Here is a 2,274-nt window from a genome sequence, read left to right as displayed (position 1 = left end):
TAAAATCTTTATATGTGGCGCTAAAATCCAAAAAAATAGAATTATTATTGATAAAAACACTAAACACAATTGCAAATCGATATCATTTAGATTAAGTTACGCACTTCTTTTGAACTAACTGGAAAAACTTATGTCGTCCCCTCAAGTTTTGCGTTTATCTAAACTAAGCTTTGCTACTTCTTTAATTTTATCTGGTTATGCACTTGCTGATGAGGCAAATGTAAAATCTGAACCTCTCGAAAAAATTGCGGTATATGGTCAGCATCATAAAAACTACATTACTGAAGAAGCGCAATCGGCTACCAAACTAGGTTTAACAATTAAAGAAACACCACAATCAATCTCGGTAGTTTCACGCGCACTAATGGACGACTTTTCACTAGACGACATAAACTCAGTACTTGAAAGCACGCCAGGCGTAACAGTAGAGCAAATAGAAACAGATCGTACTTACTTTAAGGCCCGTGGTTTTGAAATTACGAACTTTCAAGTTGATGGCTTAGGGATCCCACAAAGCTCAGGCTCTATTCAAGGCAGTCTTGATACATCAATTTATGACCGTGTAGAGATAGTTCGCGGTGCTAATGGTTTAATGACTGGCGCCGGTAATCCTTCTGCAACTGTAAACATGGTTTTAAAAAAGCCAACTTATACAACACAGGCAAATGCATCAGCATCTTATGGCTCATGGAATAAAAAACGTTTAGATTTAGATGTATCTACGCCAATAAATGAAGACCACGCTGTACGCGCTGTATTTACAAAACAAAAAGCTGATTCATACTTAGATCGTTACGAAACAGATAAAACAATTATTTACTTAGCCTACGAAGGTAAATTAACGGACAGCACACTATTAAGTGTTAACTACGTTAACCAACAAAAAGACGCAGATAGCCCGCTGTGGGGTGCACTACCTCTTTATTATACAGACGGAACAGCAACCGATTACGACGAATCAACCAGCACTGCTGCTGACTGGTCTTACTGGGATAACAGTGCTGAGCAAGTATATGTAACACTTGAACAAAACTTATCGGCAACATGGGTAGCTAGAGCACGTTATGCTCACATCGAAAACGAACAAGACTCAGAGTTGTTCTACGTATACGGCACCCCTGATAAAGATACTGAACTTGGTTTAACAGGTTATGCTAGCCGTTATGATTACGAAGATAAGCATGACTTATTTGATTTATATGCCAGTGGTAAGTTTGATTTATTTGGCCAAGAGCACGACCTATCATTTGGTGTTAGCCAAGCTAAAATGGATTACAACGAGCAGTCTCTTTACGATTACACTACAGGCAATGGTTTTCCAGCTATGCCATCACTTAAAACGTGGGATGGTGTAGTACCAGAGGCAACACTTGCTGATGGCTTAAATGGTAGTGATATTACTAACGAGCAAAAATCAGCTTACATATCTACTCGCATTAGATTAAGTGAGCCTTTAAGTGTGCTCGCTGGTGTGCGTTATACAGATTGGAAAACTAAAGGGAGTGCTTACGGTGTTGAGCAAACAAGAAGCGACTCTGAAGTTATTCCTTATATTGGCACGGTGTACGACTTTAACGAGTCTCTATCAGCTTATGCAAGCTACACAGAAACATTTGTACCGCAAAAAGAGCTTGATATTAATGCCAACCAATTAGCTCCCGTAATAGGTAAAAGTAGTGAAGTTGGTATAAAAGCACAGTTACTTGATGACCAAATTTTCGTAACTTTTGCTTACTTCGATGCAAAGCAGGAAGGGCTTGCCATAGCTTTACCCGACTCACTACCTAGTGATACGCGTTATTATGCAGCAGATGGTATTAACAGCAACGGCTTTGAAGTTGAACTAAGTGGTCGAATAACCGATGATTTAAGCGCAAGTGTAAGTTTTAGTAACCTAAATATTGATGGTGATGATTTAGTTAAAGATTACACACCTGAAAACCAACTTAAAGTGGCCGCAACCTACCAAGTACCTTTAGTTGATGGTTTATCATTTGGTGCAAACTATCGCTGGCAGGATTCAACTAGCCGAGTTCAAGTCGAAGATGCAAATGGTATTGCAAGCGTCACTACTCACCAAGATGCATACGGGTTACTTGATTTAATGGCCACTTACGAAATTACAGATAACGTAGGAGTCACTTTCAACGTAAATAACACCACCGGTGAAAAATATTTGCACAGCCTGTACTGGGCACAAGGTTACTACGGTGCACCTCGTAACTACGCCCTATCTGTAAACTGGCAATTATAAATATATTTGATTAATTAAAG

1 protein-coding gene is annotated in these 2,274 nt (G+C 39.2%); it reads left to right on the top strand.

What is annotated here, in order from left to right; all coding sequences use genetic code 11:
* Positions 1 to 130 precede the first annotated feature (130 nt).
* Positions 131 to 2,254 carry a TonB-dependent siderophore receptor gene (locus H5072_RS17310; protein WP_182694253.1) on the top strand — a complete coding sequence of 708 codons (2,124 nt, stop codon included), beginning with the start codon at positions 131 to 133 and terminating at the stop codon, positions 2,252 to 2,254.
* Positions 2,255 to 2,274 lie beyond the last annotated feature (20 nt).

Origin of the sequence: Pseudoalteromonas sp. SR45-5 (genome assembly GCF_014163565.1) — a bacterium.
GTDB lineage: Bacteria > Pseudomonadota > Gammaproteobacteria > Enterobacterales > Alteromonadaceae > Pseudoalteromonas > Pseudoalteromonas distincta.
The sequence above is the reverse complement of the archived record's forward strand: the minus strand, read 5'-3'. Positions and strand labels throughout refer to the sequence as shown.

Coding starts and splice junctions, on each gene's coding strand:
- H5072_RS17310 (WP_182694253.1), top strand. CDS start 131: ATGTCGTCCCCTCAAGTTTTGCGTTTATCTAAACTAAGCTTTGCTACT.